Here is a 15485-nt window from a genome sequence, read left to right as displayed (position 1 = left end):
GTTAGGCCCGAGCAGGGAGTGTCTGAGCTTTATTCTTGTATTCGTCACCGTTGTTATCTTTATTCTATCGGTGACGTTGCTCTTTTTATTACTGCTGTTGTTATCGTGGTGAGAGGCTGTTTCGCTTCTTCTAATTCTAATGTTAGTCCTGTTTTTTCGGTTTACATTGGCTGTAAGCAAATCGACACAAATAGCCACCTACTGAGATACATATCAGTACAGGGGTTTACAACCGTTCAAAATAATAAATAGGTCAAAACATTGACTGAAAAGCTGACGAGCTACTTAAAAGATTACGAAAGGAGTTGAGATGACGCGAGGCCAAAACTGTGTTTACAGTTTTAGCCTCGTAGAGGCCTAACGACTGTTAGACCTATCGAGATGAGCGCGCTTAGTTATTCGCGTGCAATTCCTCGTTCAATGCAATGGCACTCTTGTTGGTCACACACTCAACGGCACCAGAGATTGAATTACGACGGAACAGCAGGTCAGACTTACCGGCAAGGTCGCGGCCTTTAACGGTATCGACAACTTGCTTTTGATCATCTAACACTTGGATCTTAGTGCCAGCAGTAACGTACAAACCTGATTCCACCGTGCAACGATCACCTAGTGGAATACCGATACCGGCGTTCGCGCCCAGTAAACATTTTTCGCCGACAGAAATGATGATGTTGCCACCACCGGATAGGGTGCCCATTGTGGAACAACCGCCGCCTAGATCTGAGCCGTCACCGACAACAACTCCTGCTGATATACGGCCTTCAACCATAGAAACACCCAAGGTACCGGCGTTAAAGTTAACAAAGCCTTCATGCATGATGGTTGTGCCTTCGCCGATGTGTGCACCTAAACGTACGCGCGCAGTGTGCGCAATGCGTGTGCCGCTTGGTACGATGTAGTCGGTCATACGTGGGAACTTATCAACGCTGTTAACGCTAAGTAATTCGCCATTTAAACGCGCTTTCAGCTGTGCTTCTGGAAGTTCGGCTAGATCAATTGCACCTTGGTTGGTCCAAGCAACATTCGGAAGTAAACCAAACATACCGGCCAGATTAACGCCATGTGGTTTAACCAAACGATGCGACAGGAGATGCAACTTCAGATAGACCTCTGGGGTACTGGTCGCTTGCGCATCGGTGTCTAAGATCGTCACTGTGATTGGACGAACACTCTCGGTACATGCGCGGGCTAGCGCCGCTTGTTCTGGGGCGATTGCATCAATGGCATCTGCAAAAGCAGTGAGCTCGCCACCATCGACATCAAGTGCCACGTTGCCACCTTCGTAACCCAAGGTTTCAAGAGCGGCTGTAACTAAGCTATCAGCAGGATTTAATAGTGGTTTTTGGAAGTACACTTCCAACCATTCGCCTTTGCTATTTTTAGTACCTACACCGATGGCTAGTGCAAATGCTGTCATGGGAATTCCTCACATTATTTCTGTAGTAGATGTTTGTATTCGTCGGCTTTAAAACCAAGATGTCGAGTGCTGCCTGTATCCAATAGCGGACGCTTAATGATCGACGGGTTCTCTAGCATAATGGCCCGAGCAGATGCTTCATCAATAGCTTCTTTAACACCGTCTGGTAGCTTGCGCCACGTCGTGCCGCGACGGTTGATTAAGGCGTCCCAGCCTAGGTTAGCCATCCAAGTGTCTAATAAGTCTGCGGGCAAGCCATCTTTTTTATAATCATGAAACTCATAAGCGACACCGGCATCATCAAGCCAAGCGCGGGCCTTTTTCATGGTGTCGCAGTTTTTTATGCCGTAGAGGGTAATCATATCCAGTCCTACAGGGCTATGTTCTTAAGTCTGGCTTAATGAGATAGGCCATTTGCGGATGCGAAGGATACCAGAAGGCAGAGAGAGGTTCAGCCCAAAGAGGGGGAATTGGCGTGTTGAAGCAGTTATAGACCTAGTTCGCGCTCAGCAAGGTTCACAAACAAATGATATTCGGTCTCTAATGACTCATATAACGAGTTATCTTTGGCGCTTCGCAACTCTTCTTCGTTTGCCGACTCAAGCTGCAGTGCAATTTGAGCAACTTTAATGGCGCCAACGGTCAATGCTGGGCTTTTTAACTTGTGGGCTTGGCGATGGATGGCATCGATATCCAATTTGTCTAAGGCTAACTTCAATGACGTTAAAGTTTCCGGGCTCGTTTCGCGGAAGATATCGTAAATGCTTGCCAGTAGTTCTTGGCTGTTGTTTAGCCTAGATAATGCCCCTTCTTTATCCCAAATAGACTCAGTATCTATCTCAGCTTTTTTAATGGGTGCTGAAATGCCCTCTGTGCTGTCTATATAAAGCTGGAGTTTGAGTATTAATTGCTCGAAGTCGACAGGTTTGGCTAAGTAGTCTGTCATGCCTGCGGCTAAACATTTCTCTTTTTCACCCTGCATGGCAGCTGCTGTTAACGCAATGATAGGGATGTGCACATACTTTTGGCCCGCTTCACCATTTCGAATGCATTGAGTCGCCTGATAACCATCTAGCTCCGGCATTTGACAATCCATTAAGATAATATCAATGGAATTATCGTTTGTTGTGTTTAATATCCGCAGAGCATCGATACCATTGACGGCTTCTAAAATAGTGGCATTGTGGGCTTCTAATAATCCAGTAATAATTGCTCTATTGGTACGGTTATCATCTACCACAAGTATGGTTTGGTCGGCTAAGAACTCAACTGTGTTTGATTTGCTAGAATCGGTTGCGATTGAAATATCAGCATGCGGTTGCGCTAACGGTATTGTAAATGAGAATGTACTCCCGCGCCCCTTTTCACTCGTAACCGTTAGTTCGCCGCCAAGTAAGTGAAGAAGTTGTTTGCTAATGGAAAGTCCTAATCCTGTGCCTCCATACAATCTCGATGTGCTGGATGTTGCCTGAGTGAATTTCTCGAATATATAGTTTAATTTCTCTTCCTCTATACCTATTCCTGTATCAATAACCGAACATTTAAATTCAATTTTTCCATCCGGTCTTACCTGCGTGTTAGCTTTTAGAGTAATGGTGCCAGTATCGGTAAATTTTATCGCATTGCTTAACAAGTTATTAATGACTTGTTTAATTCTATGCGGATCTGAATGAACGTGCTCTGATTTTACTTCACTTGTATCACATACTAACTGCAGGTCTTTATCGTTTGCTGCCGTGCTTATATTAGATGTCGTTGTATGTAGTAAATTAATTAAATTGAAATCGACATTGTCTATAGTGAGTTTTCCGGCTTCAATTCTTGAGAAGTCCAATATGTCATTAATCAGCTGTGTTAACAGAGAGGCGCTGGACTTTGCTATATGCAGGTTTTCTTCTTGGCGCGGCGTTAGTGGGCCATTAGCAAGTAAATTTAGCATTCCTAAAACGCCATTTAGTGGCGTTCGAATCTCATGACTCATCGTTGCGAGGAAGTCACTTTTAGTTTTGTTTGCTTTATCTGCAATTTTCAATGCATTTTGTAGTTCTGATGTTCTTTCTTGAACTTTTTCCTCTAACAGACGATTGGATATTTCCAATGATTTTCGGTATTCAAAAACGATTGTATTGTCATGGATTAATAGTACTAAATCGATTTCTCTTGTATCTAATTTTTGTATCTTCGTTAAGGTAATATTGAAGTGTCTAGTCTCTCTATTCAAGCTGGTAATGCTTATCAGGAATTCTGCTCTTGGTTCGCCATTATCTAGTATTTTTTGAGCTGTAATAATACCTTCCTGAACTTCCGGTATTAGGTCGAAAATAGATTTTCCTTCAAAATCCTCTAAACTTGATTTTAGTCGGAATAATGATTTTGCGGCGTTATTGTATCTTTTTATGCTGTACTTAGGGTTTAGGGTTACTATGCATTCTGATATGGCATTTACAATGGTTTCATAGCGTATTTCTGCTTCGTCTTTTACACGAATGGCTGTGATAGATCTCTGATAGATTATGGCGGTAAATATAACAATCAAGAATAGAGCGAATGAAACAGCCTGATAGCCAATGAGATGTTTTAGCACGTTTTCTATAATTGTCGATTCAGTAATGGTATTAACAACATATAAATAGCGTTCTTTACTTTGGGTGTTGTACTTTATTTTGACACCATGACTAAACAGAACTTCTCCATTTGGTTTTTCTACCGTGCTTATTGCATAGGGGGCTTCCTCAATAGGCGTTTTGAAGTAGCCCTGCCAAGAGTCAAACAGAGAGTTTTTATGCTCGAAAGAAAAGTCTAAGTGCGAATCAGGATGTAACAAAAACTTATGATCGCCATTTAATAAGTAGGTGTCATAACCTTCGGTCTGTGAACGGAAACTATTTAAGAAATCAGTTGCATCAATGTTGATTATGACGAATCCGAGTAGCGTCATGTTTTGATCAAAAGTACCTATGGCAATTCGATAAGTCGGCCACTCTGGGAAGTCAATCATCCCATGCTCTTTGTTTAATTCAATCTCTGAAATGAGTACTGATCCAGGAGTTAGTTTTATGGCTTCTTTAAAGTACTGGGTATCACCTTTTTGTTGTAATTCCGATTTTTCGGCGATCTTTATATTACCGTTAGAACGCTCGACTCTTACTATTTCTCTCCCGTTATCATTAGTGCCAATATAGCGTATTTGTCTTATTTGAGAGTTTGCTTGGATATAGGCATGGAATATTACTGCTAAGCGATCTTCCCATTCCTCGACAGATAGGTCGTTTTTTGAGTCGTTTTCTTGCTTTTTGGCATTAAGTACTATTTCTTGAATTGACGGTAAGTTATTCAAAAATAGAGCTTTTTTTCTATCTGATTCGAAGGTGTCTTTTATATTTTTTACGATGATTTCTAAGTGATACTTATCGTCATTGATAAGTTCGGATTTGGTTGTGTTGTAAATATAAGTAATTTGAAGAATTGAAATAATTATGTATAGGGTGAATATTGAGCCGATTAATATGAACAAATTCTTGTTCTTTAAGAAGATCCTCCACATGTACATACCTATATTTCTGAGTGTAAATCAAGGATGGAAATAAACATAAATTTTCTACTAATCATAAGAGATTAGGAGGTAATTGCTGGTTGAACAAGATTGTTTTTCCGCTACTTGGCATAGATTACCTTCGTTGATGTGCTCAGATATCTTAGATCTAGTTTAGGCTACTTCTTTGTGCCGATATTGTGGGAATAGGACATTTTTAAGTAATTGGCCTGTTTGGAGTTGTTTTGGCTGGTGATGAAGCCAGCATCTACTAGGCTCAATTGTCTAGCTATTGTCGTCGAGGCGTTTCATGAGTTGGTTAAAGTCACTGCCGATCAAGTACAAGCTGCTGTTACTGATAGTGGCTCCTTTGTTGGCGATTACTTACTTCGAATTACGTGACATTACTAAGACATCAGGCCAGCTTAGTGAGCTTGAGGCGGTTCAAACACTGGTCGAGCTCACCTCTATCAATAGCCAATTGGCGCATGAGCTACAGAAAGAACGAGGAATGACTGCCGGATTTATTGGCACATCGGGCGCTAAATTTGGTGACACTTTAGTCACGCAACGACAGAACGTTGATATTCAGATACAGCGTTGGCAAGGCTACGTCGCTAAGGCCAATCTTGGACAATTTACTGATGTTGAGAGCCGAGTAGTCGCTGTGCGGGCTAAAATAGAAGCGTTAAAGTCGACTCGAATCGCGGTTCAACAGTTGTCCTTGCCCTTAGGAGAGGCACTAGCTTTCTTTACCACAACAATTAGTGATCTACTGATCGTACCAGCTCTAGCGACGGCTTACACAACTCAGGGTGATCTATCTCGAGGGTTGCAATCTTACTACAATTTTTTGCAGGGTAAGGAGCGAGCGGGCATTGAGCGCGCAGTATTGAGTAACGTGTTTGGTGCTGATGCATTCGGGGACGGCCTTTATCAACACTTCGTACGCCTTGTCTCTGAGCAAGATGTGTTTTTTGAAAATTATGTCCGCTTTACGGATCTGGAATCTGCAGCCGCTTTTGAAAAATTCTTAACGAGTGACGAAAACACTGCTGTTGCTAACTATCGTATTCTTGCCAATGATAAGGCGCAAACAGGTGGATTTAGTGTTGCTTCTCCAGATTGGTTTAAAGCTGCCACAGCGCGTATTAACGCACTCAAGGCTATTGATGATCAGTTAAATGCGAAGCTGATACAGTCGGCTCAGCGGGAACTGAGTGTGGCTAAAACGAATCTGAGTCAAAATGTACTGATTGCACTGGTTATAGTCGGTATCACCCTGGCATTAGCGATTCAAATATCCTCCATGATTTATCGTCAAATTCACGAACTAACGAGTGTTATCGGGAATGCGGCCGCTCATTTATCGCTGCATAAACGCGTTAAAGTTCTCTTAGATGATGAGCTAGGCGCGGCTGCAAAGGCATTCAATGGTATGCAGGAGCGTATGGCAAGCACCGTAACAGCGATTAATGCTATAGCGCGGCAGCTATCACTGACCGCCATGCAGAACCAGATGACTATTTCGCTTAGCTCTAAGGGTATGCATAAACAGCAAGAAGACACTGGGGCGGCGGTGGTCGCAGTCACTCAATTAGAACAGGCGACTAGAGAGATTGCTAAGCATATTCAACGTGTTGCTGACCAATCCGATCGCGCCAATGATGTAATCCATAGTAGTGCTAGGGTTATCGACCGGAGTGTTAAACAAGCGGATACCTTAAATACCAGCATGGGTGATGTTGCCAAAGTCATTCGTGAATTACACGACAGTAGTGATGCTATTGGTGGTGTTTTGGGTGTCATTAAATCGATTGCAGAACAGACCAATCTGTTGGCATTGAATGCTGCAATTGAGGCAGCTCGTGCGGGGGATCAGGGCAGAGGCTTCGCTGTGGTCGCCGATGAAGTAAGAACATTAGCGCAAAGAACACAAGATTCGACGGCAGAAATCGAAGTAATTGTCGGTAAATTTCAGAAAGACTCGAAGCTAGCATTTAATGCCGTCGATGCTTCGCAAAAAATTGTTACCGAAGGTGTGGATTTATCGAATACCTTGCATCGCGAATTGAATCAAATTCGCGATGTTATTCAGGATATTCGCGATATGTCTGATCAAGTAGCTGCAGCTGCGGAGGAGCAAGTGTCGGCCAATATAGAAGTGGGCGGCAGTATGAATAATATTTTTAAAATATCTAAACATACCGTTGCCACTGCTACATTTATGGGAAAAACCGCGAAAGAACAGCGCGAAATGGCAAAAGCTTTAAGCCAGCAGACAGGGCAATTTGATTTAGGTGTAGAGTAGGCGATAGCGCTTGCATCTGGGGCTAATCAGCGTTGTAAACACCTGCGAATAAATTCTGCAATAATGTCTACCTCCTCATTGCACACTTCATGTGCCATCTCTAGTCGATGGCTCTGTAGTGTATATCCTAATTTTTGTAACGCGATTAGGGTATCGTCGGCCAAGGGTATTGGTACGACCATATCCTCAGTGCCATGAACTAATAATATGGGCAGTTCGCTATGAGATACGTGTTTTGGTGCCTTGATCAAATAGGTCGACAACGCCATTAAACCGGCTAAGGCCTTGGGATGGGTTAATGCACATTCCAAGGCCACGGCGCCACCTTGTGAAAATCCGGCTAATAGGATGCGGTTGGCTGCAATACCAAGCGCTATCTGTTGATTTATTAGTTCGTTTATTTGCGCGCAAATTTCAGTCACATGTTGTGGGTTAACAACACGTGAAGGGTTAACAGCTAATATGTCGTACCAACACGGCATAGGCACACCGCCGTTGATAAAAACCGGCCTAATCGGTGCTTGTGGAAATATCCAACGAATAGCGTGTTCAGCTAAAACAGGACTAAGCATCTTTCCTATGGGATAAAAGTCGGATGCATCTGCACCTAGGCCATGGAGCCAAATAATACAGCTATCTGCCTGTTTTTCAGGCTCAATAGATAGCATTTTTAATGAGTTGTTTGTCTTCATTTTAATGGGTAAATTTCGGCTGTAGGGATATCAGAATATACTGGCGGTTGTTCGATGTCGTTCTCTTGAAACACATTCCACCAAGCGGAGATTCTGCCATCTTCATAAACACCTATGGTACCAAATTGTAGGAATACCGATTCGCTCTGCTGCGGAGTCATAAAAATAAAGTCATCTTGCTTTATATCGCTATCCACCGGAATGCCATACATTTCTTGATTGCTTGAGCGACCAAAAATTTTGCAATGTTGGGTATCTTCAGGGTAACAAGGATCTGCAAGCCAGTTGCCGCCATAGATAAAACAAGCCCGCTTCGGCAATACACCAATAATACGCAACATGGTTGAAATGGCAGGTGTTAACGGAATTTCTGGTTTAGAAATATTTTTTAGTATCGGTGCAGCGATAAAGGCTGCCTTCTGGTGATGCTCTAATGTTTCGGCGGAAAAATTAGAGGGCATTACTAAGGCCGCGCCCGCAGCAATTTCATTCACGAGTTTAGAATTGTGGTACAGGGTGTAGGTGGTACTACCGCCAGTATTGATGCAGAGATTGTCGAGAATATGATCGCCCAGCTCTGCTTTTGCGGCACTTAAAAAATTTGCGTAGCGCCCTTGAGTATCGGCGAAAGCGCTTTTTATACCGCCTAATATCATTGGCATTTTGGTGATATGGGCTTCGTAACCCATTAAGCCACTGAGCGTAAGATAATTAGAGCGACGAATAAATCGGAGGGCTGCAGTGAAGTCGGCAGTATTACGAAACCCTCCTCGATGCAAACCAACGTCGATTTCCAAGCATACGCGTAGACGCAGATTACGTTGGCTTGCAAGATATTCATATTGCTCTAGCCGTTCGATGCTATCGATTAGCCATTGGAGTTGTAATTCGGGTGCAAAGCACATGCTACTTGTTTGCCCTGAATGCCAATCGTAGAACTCCTGAGCGGCGCGCACAGGCATAGGTTTGCCCATCAAAATGTCGGACGATGGAATATGATTAACCAATTGCAGTAAGAACGGCAGGTGAAAGCACATAAGGCGCTGGGTTCCCGTTCTCCGCATAACATACTGGAGTAGCGGGATAGATGGCAGCGACTTCGTTACAAGGCGATATTCAAAGCCTTTGTTCAAAACATCTATTACGTGATCAATGTTTCTGTCGAGGCGTGCTCTATCTATGATTAGAGTCGGGGTGCAGACACCGGCGGTGTGTAATGCTGCAGTGATACCTTTAAAATACGCGTCGCTCATCAGGAACCCGAACCAATTAACATTATTATTATTGTTGTTATTACGACAACACTATAATGCCAGCGAAGCGAATAATCCACGATTATGCCCATTTGGGCCAATCTCTGTATGAGCGACAGTGATCTTAGAAGAACAAGCCTGCTTCTAGCTGAGCTTCTTCGGTCATCATGTCACGATGCCAAGGGGGATCGAAAACCAGTTCGACGCTGACTTTAGTAACGTTTGGTACCTTAGCCACGCGGTACTTGACGTCAGAGATTAACACTGGACCCATACCACAGGTGGGTGCCGTCAAAGTCATATCAATCACGACTTCAGTTGCGTGAATCTTTATGCCATAGATAAGGCCAAGATCGAGCAGGTTGATAGGAATCTCTGGATCATAAATCGTGCGTAGGGCTTGGCGAATTTGCTCTTCACGAACAATACCATCATCGTGATTTTCAAATACGATCTCTTCTGCTTCTAAACCTAGCGCTGCGGCATCAGTACCATCAACACGAACCATATTGCCATTCATGGTGACTGTGTAGTTACCACCGAGAGCTTGGTTGATGGTTACGAAGGTGCCCGCAGGAATAACCGTGGGTATACCAGAGGGAACTTGACGGGCCGGACAGGCTTCTTGTGCGACCACCATGCGGCGTTCCATACTCTTCTCCAAAATCGTTTTAGCCGCAGGGGCGATTAGTGAATAGACAGGAACTAATACTGCCTATTTAAAAAGTTTAAACCGAGAACGACTCACCACATCCGCATAAATCTTTTGCGTTTGGGTTGTTAAATTTGATGGTACTGTTTAACCCTTCTTTGGTGAAATCGATCACAGTACCACGTAAGTATGGCCGTGCTTCTTCCGACACAAACAAGGCAACATCGTCGGCTACTTGAATGGTTTGATCGCCATCAGTTGCTTGTTCAACAAATTCAATATCGTATTTAAAACCAGAGCAGCCGCTCTTTTTAACGCCTAAGCGAATGCCCGCCATATTAGCGTTTTTAATTAGTTGTTTACGAATATGCGCGATAGCGGTGTCGGTCATGCTGACATCGGCCATGGCATTAGGATCAAAGGTTTCGATACTCATAGTGTTTCCTTCTATCCGTTACAGTAAAAACATTTTGGCTTTTTCAAGGCCAGTAAATAAGCGTTCAACATCGTCTAATGTGTTATAAAAACTGAACGACGCTCGTACTGTGCCTGGTATTGCATATTGATCCATTAATGGCATTGCACAATGATGACCCGTGCGTACGGCAATACCTTGTTGATCGAGAAGGGTGCCTACATCCCCAGGATGTGCATTAGCGAGTAAAAAGCTAAACACACTGGCTTTTTTTGCAGCAGTACCAATACGACGAATATCTCCAAGCTGCTCAGCTAGTTCATTCGCTTTCAGTAATAACGAGTCTTCGTGCTTGGCTAATGCTACGCGATCGAGCGTGTTTAAATAATCAATTGCCGCAGCTAAGCCAATCGCACCGGCAATATTTGGCGTACCGGCTTCAAATTTATACGGCAATACATTGTACGTCGTTTTCTCAAACGAACAGTGTGCAATCATCTCGCCGCCGCCTTGGTATGGGGGCATTGCATTAAGCAAATCTTCTTTGCCGTACAGTACGCCGATACCCGTTGGCCCAAATAACTTATGACCCGAAAATGCGTAAAAATCGACGCCTAAAGCCTGCACATCGACGTTCCAATGCGATACCGCCTGCGCACCATCGACTAAAACTTTAGCACCAACTTCGTGTGCCATCTTAATAATGGTTTCGACTGGGTTTATGGTGCCAAGTGCATTCGATACATGCACGACAGATACTAGCTTTACCTTATCACTCAACATGGTGGCGAACGCGTCCATATCAAGCTCGCCATTTTCCTTTACTGGAATTGGGCGCAACTTAGAACCAGTTTGCTCACACAGCATTTGCCACGGCACTATGTTGGAGTGGTGCTCCATACCGGTGACTAGAATTTCGTCACCTGCTGTTAAATTCTGACGACCCCAAGTGGAAGCCACGAGATTGATAGACTCGGTTGTACCGCGTGTCCATACAATTTCTTCAGATTTCTTTGCATTTAAAAACTGTTGTAATGTGACACGAGCCCCTTCAAATGCTTGAGTCGCTCGGTCGCTGAGTGTGTGCGCACCACGATGCACGTTCGAGTTATCGTACGCGTAATAATGTGCAAGCGCGTCAATGACGACTTGGGGCTTTTGCGTCGTCGCACCGTTGTCTAAATACACTAATGGCTTACCATTAACGTCTTGGTTTAACGCTGGAAAGTCGGCACGAATCCGCAGTATATCTGCATTGGTCATGCATGTTCTCCCGCTAATGCATTCGCTAATTCTGGGCTACGACCGAAGCGCTCAGACAAAATAGGGTAGAGCCATTCACCCACGCCTTCGTGAGTGGTTGCCGATAGTAATTCGTTAATAAAACCGAAGCTCAGCATGATTTCTGCATCTTTGGCACTGATACCACGACTTTGCAAATAGAAACTGGCCTTCTCGTCCAATTGCGCAACGGTTGCGCCGTGAGCACATTTTACATCGTCGGCGTAAATTTCTAATTCTGGTTTGGTGTAAATCTCTGCCGTATTCGTGAGTAATAAGTTTTTATTACTCAATTCGGCTAAGGTTTTCTGCGCATCCGGATGAATATGAATACGACCGTTAAATACGGCTTTGGATTTGTGATTCATAATCCCACGGAAAACTTCATTACTAGTGCAATGCGCCGCCTTGTGTTCGATGCAGGTGTGAAAGTCGATCAACTGCTGGTTTTGCGGAACATAAATACCCGCCATTTCGCAGTGCGAGCCACCAATGTTGTGATTTACCACCACATCATTACGGGTTAAACGAGTACCTAAGCCAAGGTAGAAGCCGTTGTAATTGGCATCGCGTTGCAGATCAATGTGCGTGCTACCAATATGCAGTGCATCTTCTTGCATCAGCTGTAAGCGGTAATGGGTCAGACGCGCATTATCTCCGACAAGGATTTCGGTTACTGTATTCGTGAAGCTATTTTGAGTTTCGTTAGTCGAGCCGAAGTGTTCAATGATATTGGCACTGGCACCTTGCTCTAACACCACCAATAAGCGCTCGTTCAAGGTGAAGGCGCTTTGTTGTTGCGTCGTAATGTGGCTGATTTGCAATAGGGTATCAGCTTGTACATTGCGGTTAACCAGAACGAAGTAGCCGTCGCTAATCGCAGCATTGTTGAGCTGGTTAAATACATGTCCACTTTTATCATTTAGAGTTTGGCCTAAGTACTGAGCGATCTGATCTTTTTGATCTGCGTTAGCATCGGCAAAACGAACGATGCGGTTAAGTGCAGCTTCGTCGGATAGTTCAATGCGCAATTGACCGTTAACAAGTACCAAACGATCAGCGTCGATATTAGGAATCGTCACTAAGGTACGAATCGCATTCATATCAAAATCGGCGGACTTTGCTTGAGAGGCGAAATCGCCGGTTAGCAAGGTATGTAGCGATGTATATTTCCACGCTTCTGTTTTACGGTTAGGCATACTGGCTTGGGCAAATGCGCTGCGGCCACGCTCATTCAGCGTGCTCAACAGTGCTAATGGTGTTTGCGCAGTGGCTAACGCCAGTTGCTGATTCTGAAACTGCTCAGGCATGTTAAGCGGCTCCGTTGTCTGCGGTTTCTAACCAGCCGTAACCTTTTTCTTCTAACTCTAAGGCCAGTTCTTTACCACCTGATTTTACGATGCGGCCATTGGCCAACACGTGAACATAATCAGGTACGATGTAATCCAATAAACGCTGATAGTGAGTAACGACAATAAAACTGCGGTTAGCATCACGCATGGCATTAACGCCTTCTGCGACCACTTGCAGCGCGTCGATATCTAAACCTGAGTCAGTTTCATCAAGAATGCACAGGCTTGGCTCTAGCATCATCATTTGCATTAATTCGTTACGTTTTTTCTCGCCACCAGAGAAACCTTCGTTAACTCCACGCTTTAAAAAGCCTTGATCTAAGTTAACGGCTTTGCATTTTTCTCGTGCCAATTTTAAAAACTGGACAGAATCCAATGCTTTTTTGCCTTGGTGCGCGCGTACCGCGTCGACCGAAGCTTTTAAGAATTCAAGATTCGACACCCCAGGGATTTCCACCGGGTATTGGAATGCTAGGAATACACCTTCGCGGGCGCGCTCTTCGGTATCCATGGCAAAAATATCTTTACCGTTTAGCGTCGCTGTACCGCTAGTCACTTCGTAACCCGGGCGACCGGCTAGTACGTTGCCAAGAGTGCTTTTACCGGCACCGTTAGGCCCCATGATTGCGTGAACTTCACCCGGCTTAATATCCAGTGATAAACCTTTAAGGATGTCTTTTTCTTCAACGCGGGCGTGCAAGTTATTAATGCTGATCATGCTGTTACCTTGTTTTCTTTGGCCTAACTTAATTCGTTGTATTGGTTGATTAAGCTAGGCATTAAATTTTAATTATGACTCATAGAGTTAGCGTGTTGGCCATCGGCCCGGTTCGTTTCGCTCCTTGAGTACCTCTAACAGGATTCAGTTCAACGATGTATTTCGTTAACCGACCGAACCTTCAAGCGATATCTCTAACAGCTTGCCCGCTTCAACGGCAAACTCCATCGGCAACTCTTTAAACACTTCCTTGCAAAAGCCATTAACAATCATAGAAACGGCTTTCTCAGTGTCGATACCACGTTGTTGACACAAAAATAGTTGGTCATCACTTACCGTAGAGGTCGTCGCTTCATGCTCAATGATGGCAGAAGGGTGCTTACTCTCGATGTAAGGGAAGGTATGTGCCCCACATTTATCACCAATTAATAGCGAGTCACATTGGGTATAGTTGCGAGCACCTTCGGCTGTTGGGTTCATGCGTACTAAGCCGCGATAGGCGTTAGAGCTTTTACCCGCTGAAATACCTTTCGAGATAATGGTCGAGCGCGTATTTTTACCCAAGTGAATCATCTTAGTGCCCGTGTCGGCTTGCTGATAATTGTTGGTTAACGCTACCGAATAAAATTCACCGATTGAGTTATCGCCTTTTAATACACAGCTTGGGTATTTCCATGTAACAGCAGATCCTGTTTCTACTTGAGTCCAACTGACTTTAGCGTTGGTGTGGGCAACCGCACGTTTAGTCACGAAGTTGTAGATGCCGCCTTTACCTTCGGCATCACCTGGATACCAGTTTTGTACTGTGCTGTATTTGATTTCAGCATTATCTAGCACAATCAATTCAACCACGGCGGCGTGCAACTGATTTTCATCGCGCATGGGTGCCGTGCAGCCTTCTAGGTAGCTCACATAAGAACCTTCATCGGCAATAATCAAAGTACGTTCGAACTGACCCGTTTTAGCTTCGTTTATACGGAAGTAAGTCGATAGTTCCATTGGGCAACGCACACCTTTAGGAATATATACGAACGATCCATCGCTAAATACTGCGCTATTTAACGCGGCAAAATAGTTATCGCGTTGCGGCACGACACTGCCCATGTATTTTTTGACTAGCTCTGGGTGCTTATGTACAGCTTCTGAAATTGGCATAAAGATCACGCCAGCTTCTTCTAACTTAGCTTTGAACGTTGTACCCAGCGATACCGAATCGAATACGGCATCGACAGCAATACCCGCCAGCGCCATTTGCTCTTGCAAAGGAATACCGAGCTTGTCGTAAACCGCTAATAGCTCAGGATCAATCTCATCCAAGCTCTTAGGTCGGTCTTCCATGCTCTTTGGTGCGGAGTAGTAAGACACTTCCTGATAATCGATCTTAGGGAAATGAACGTGCGCCCATTCAGGCTCTTTCATCTCTAACCACTGGTGATACGCCTTTAAGCGCCATTCCAGCAACCACTCAGGCTCGCCTTTTTTGGTCGAAATAAAACGGACAGTATCTTCGCTCAGACCCGCAGCTAGGGTTTCTGACTGAATGTCACTGATAAATCCGGCTTTGTATTCCCCGCCCATGCGGCGTTCGATTTCGGCGTTACTACTCATGGCGATCTCTCTTGGGTGTCTGGCTCATGAATGCCCCTAGCGTGTCTGCGGGTTTTGCAAAGACGATCTAAGAACCATGCTCGTGGCGCTGTTTTGGATGTGCGTTCTAATGCGCAACATTCTACCAAATCTCAACGCTGTATCGGAGTATTTTACTCGGGTATCACAATCAATACCAACTTGGTATGATTTGATTTATGGTGATTCTATCAAAGAGAATGAATTCTGACCAATCTACTGGGGTATTTGTT

12 protein-coding genes are annotated in these 15485 nt (G+C 44.3%); 1 reads left to right on the top strand and 11 read right to left on the bottom strand.

Annotated elements, in window-relative coordinates; all coding sequences use genetic code 11:
- Positions 1–391 precede the first annotated feature (391 nt).
- From dapD to TOL_RS18405, 3 genes are all read right to left on the bottom strand, one after another.
- Positions 392–1420, bottom strand: coding sequence for a 2,3,4,5-tetrahydropyridine-2,6-dicarboxylate N-succinyltransferase (dapD, locus tag TOL_RS11385; RefSeq protein ID WP_015487479.1), 1029 nt, complete (start codon positions 1418–1420; stop codon positions 392–394).
- Between the two features lie 14 nt (positions 1421–1434).
- Positions 1435–1782: an ArsC family reductase gene (locus tag TOL_RS11380; protein ID WP_015487478.1), complete on the bottom strand. Its 348-nt coding sequence runs from the start codon at positions 1780–1782 to the stop codon at positions 1435–1437.
- A 125-nt stretch (positions 1783–1907) separates the two neighbouring features.
- Entirely contained in the window at positions 1908–4964 is a 3057-nt protein-coding gene (locus TOL_RS18405; protein WP_158505919.1) for an ATP-binding protein, read from the bottom strand.
- A 298-nt stretch (positions 4965–5262) separates the two neighbouring features.
- Here TOL_RS18405 and TOL_RS11370 point away from each other — a divergent pair, with 298 nt between their 5' ends.
- Positions 5263–7263, top strand: coding sequence for a methyl-accepting chemotaxis protein (locus tag TOL_RS11370; RefSeq protein ID WP_015487475.1), 2001 nt, complete (start codon positions 5263–5265; stop codon positions 7261–7263).
- 26 nt (positions 7264–7289) lie between these two features.
- On the opposite strand, the gene TOL_RS11365 is transcribed toward TOL_RS11370, so the two are convergent.
- From TOL_RS11365 to sufB, 8 genes are all read right to left on the bottom strand, one after another.
- Positions 7290–7955, bottom strand: a complete 666-nt coding sequence (locus tag TOL_RS11365) for an alpha/beta hydrolase (protein WP_025265148.1) — start codon at positions 7953–7955, stop codon at positions 7290–7292.
- Complete coding sequence (locus tag TOL_RS11360; RefSeq protein ID WP_025265149.1) at positions 7952–9208, bottom strand: alanine racemase; 1257 nt, start codon at positions 9206–9208, stop codon at positions 7952–7954. The genes TOL_RS11365 and TOL_RS11360 overlap by 4 nt, the downstream gene beginning before the upstream one ends.
- A gap of 124 nt (positions 9209–9332) precedes the next feature.
- Entirely contained in the window at positions 9333–9860 is a 528-nt protein-coding gene (gene sufT, locus TOL_RS11355) for a putative Fe-S cluster assembly protein SufT (RefSeq protein WP_015487472.1), read from the bottom strand.
- 76 nt (positions 9861–9936) lie between these two features.
- Positions 9937–10296 (bottom strand): HesB/IscA family protein, encoded by a 360-nt coding sequence (locus TOL_RS11350; protein WP_015487471.1) that lies wholly within the window; start codon positions 10294–10296, stop codon positions 9937–9939.
- Between the two features lie 18 nt (positions 10297–10314).
- Complete coding sequence (locus TOL_RS11345; RefSeq protein ID WP_015487470.1) at positions 10315–11538, bottom strand: aminotransferase class V-fold PLP-dependent enzyme; 1224 nt, start codon at positions 11536–11538, stop codon at positions 10315–10317.
- Positions 11535–12866: a Fe-S cluster assembly protein SufD gene (gene sufD, locus TOL_RS11340; protein WP_015487469.1), complete on the bottom strand. Its 1332-nt coding sequence runs from the start codon at positions 12864–12866 to the stop codon at positions 11535–11537. Before sufD ends, TOL_RS11345 begins: the two co-directional genes overlap by 4 nt.
- 1 nt (position 12867) lies before the next feature.
- Positions 12868–13626, bottom strand: coding sequence for a Fe-S cluster assembly ATPase SufC (sufC, locus tag TOL_RS11335; RefSeq protein ID WP_015487468.1), 759 nt, complete (start codon positions 13624–13626; stop codon positions 12868–12870).
- A gap of 165 nt (positions 13627–13791) precedes the next feature.
- Positions 13792–15234 (bottom strand): Fe-S cluster assembly protein SufB, encoded by a 1443-nt coding sequence (sufB, locus tag TOL_RS11330; protein ID WP_015487467.1) that lies wholly within the window; start codon positions 15232–15234, stop codon positions 13792–13794.
- Between the last annotated feature and the right edge of the window lie 251 nt (positions 15235–15485).

This window comes from Thalassolituus oleivorans MIL-1, from assembly GCF_000355675.1.
GTDB classification, from domain to species: Bacteria; Pseudomonadota; Gammaproteobacteria; order Pseudomonadales; family Oceanobacteraceae; genus Thalassolituus; species Thalassolituus oleivorans.
Note: the sequence above shows the minus strand (reverse complement) of the source record. Positions and strands in the feature narration are given on the sequence as shown.

Bases quoted from the DNA above. Each gene is read 5' to 3' on its own strand.
- dapD (WP_015487479.1), bottom strand. From the start codon at position 1,420: ATGACAGCATTTGCACTAGCCATCGGTGTAGGTACTAAAAATAGCAAA.
- TOL_RS11380 (WP_015487478.1), bottom strand. From the start codon at position 1,782: ATGATTACCCTCTACGGCATAAAAAACTGCGACACCATGAAAAAGGCC.
- TOL_RS18405 (WP_158505919.1), bottom strand. From the start codon at position 4,964: ATGTGGAGGATCTTCTTAAAGAACAAGAATTTGTTCATATTAATCGGC.
- TOL_RS11370 (WP_015487475.1), top strand. From the start codon at position 5,263: ATGAGTTGGTTAAAGTCACTGCCGATCAAGTACAAGCTGCTGTTACTG.
- TOL_RS11365 (WP_025265148.1), bottom strand. From the start codon at position 7,955: ATGAAGACAAACAACTCATTAAAAATGCTATCTATTGAGCCTGAAAAA.
- TOL_RS11360 (WP_025265149.1), bottom strand. From the start codon at position 9,208: ATGAGCGACGCGTATTTTAAAGGTATCACTGCAGCATTACACACCGCC.
- sufT (WP_015487472.1), bottom strand. From the start codon at position 9,860: ATGGAACGCCGCATGGTGGTCGCACAAGAAGCCTGTCCGGCCCGTCAA.
- TOL_RS11350 (WP_015487471.1), bottom strand. From the start codon at position 10,296: ATGAGTATCGAAACCTTTGATCCTAATGCCATGGCCGATGTCAGCATG.
- TOL_RS11345 (WP_015487470.1), bottom strand. From the start codon at position 11,538: ATGACCAATGCAGATATACTGCGGATTCGTGCCGACTTTCCAGCGTTA.
- sufD (WP_015487469.1), bottom strand. From the start codon at position 12,866: ATGCCTGAGCAGTTTCAGAATCAGCAACTGGCGTTAGCCACTGCGCAA.
- sufC (WP_015487468.1), bottom strand. From the start codon at position 13,626: ATGATCAGCATTAATAACTTGCACGCCCGCGTTGAAGAAAAAGACATC.
- sufB (WP_015487467.1), bottom strand. From the start codon at position 15,234: ATGAGTAGTAACGCCGAAATCGAACGCCGCATGGGCGGGGAATACAAA.